Raw genomic sequence first — 1,129 nt, 5'->3', positions numbered from 1 at the left:
TTGTATTCCTGTTGATTGATTTGTGGATTGATTAACTTTTTTGTTTATTTCATCAATTATCTTTAAATAGCCTTAAATATACTAATTTGACCTAATAGATTTTTCATTTTTGGTATCCCTCCTACAAACAGAAGGATACCAAATTTATGTACAAATTTGCACATTTTTATTTTCCACTTTTCGTACATTCTTATTTTATCATTTACAGCTATTACTCCTAAATTCTTTTATCTTTTATGTGGGATTTCCTCCCTTATTTGTCGAATTATTATATATACTTATAAAGAGGAAATCCTAACATGTATAAGCTTCAATTACTCTTAAATATAGCTGAACTCTTTACTTCTCAGTCTAAAATTGATTTCTATTCTTCTATGTTTAAAAATCTAGACTTGTCTTCAATACCTGACTCCCCTTCCTCTAGCCCTGGCCGTAAGAGTTATTCTCATTGTGCAATGTTTAGAGCTTTTATTGTTATTAAGCTTTAAGATTCGGTACAATTTCTGACCTTTTAGATTATCTCACACAATAATCTTATCATTGCTCATCTTTGTGACTTTAACATCCTTAAACCTCTTTCTTCTTATTGACTTTCCGTCATTTTATTAATGACTTCTCTCATGATTATTTGACCTCTATTTTTCAAAATCAGGTCAATATCCTCAAAAATATGGGCATTATCTCCGGTAAGTTTATTTCCATGGATTCTACCCCTATATTAAAAAACATATTATTGTTTATATCCCTCCTAATCTACCAAACTTTTCTACAGATATTGTAACATACAAATTTTCCAATGTCTACTATACTTTAGTATAGTCTTTATTACATTTCCAGTTAATGTTTACATAATTAAGCAAAAAAACTATACTAAAGTATAGCCCCAAATTTTAGTCCATATCTATCAAGTTTAACTTAATCGCTTTTGCTACTGCCTCTTTGATATTTTTTACTTCAAGTTTTTCTACTATCTTTCTCTTGTGATACTTCACAGTCACAACTTCTATCCCAAGAGCTTCTGCTATGTCTAATCCTCTGTATCCCTTTGCCTCTAATGCCAGTATTTTTATCTGGCTGTCATTTAATTTTATCTTTATCTCATTTAGCTCTTTTTCTTTCAATGTCTTTT

Annotated in this window: 1 protein-coding gene and 1 pseudogene; one reads left to right on the top strand and one right to left on the bottom strand. The window is 29.5% G+C overall.

Features of this window, described 5'->3' with window-relative positions:
* Positions 1-299: 299 nt before the first annotated feature.
* Positions 300-736: pseudogene (locus I4N53_RS00010) on the top strand (transposase); the annotation flags it as partial.
* Between the two features lie 154 nt (positions 737-890).
* On the opposite strand, the gene I4N53_RS00005 reads toward I4N53_RS00010, so the two are convergent.
* The coding region (locus tag I4N53_RS00005) for a helix-turn-helix transcriptional regulator (RefSeq protein ID WP_214495282.1) at positions 891-1,129 on the bottom strand (239 nt) is incomplete at its 5' end.

It is taken from the genome of Thermoanaerobacter sp. CM-CNRG TB177 (assembly GCF_018588165.1).
Classification (GTDB): Bacteria; Bacillota; Thermoanaerobacteria; order Thermoanaerobacterales; family Thermoanaerobacteraceae; genus Thermoanaerobacter; species Thermoanaerobacter thermocopriae.
Note: the sequence above shows the minus strand (reverse complement) of the source record. Positions and strands in the feature narration are given on the sequence as shown.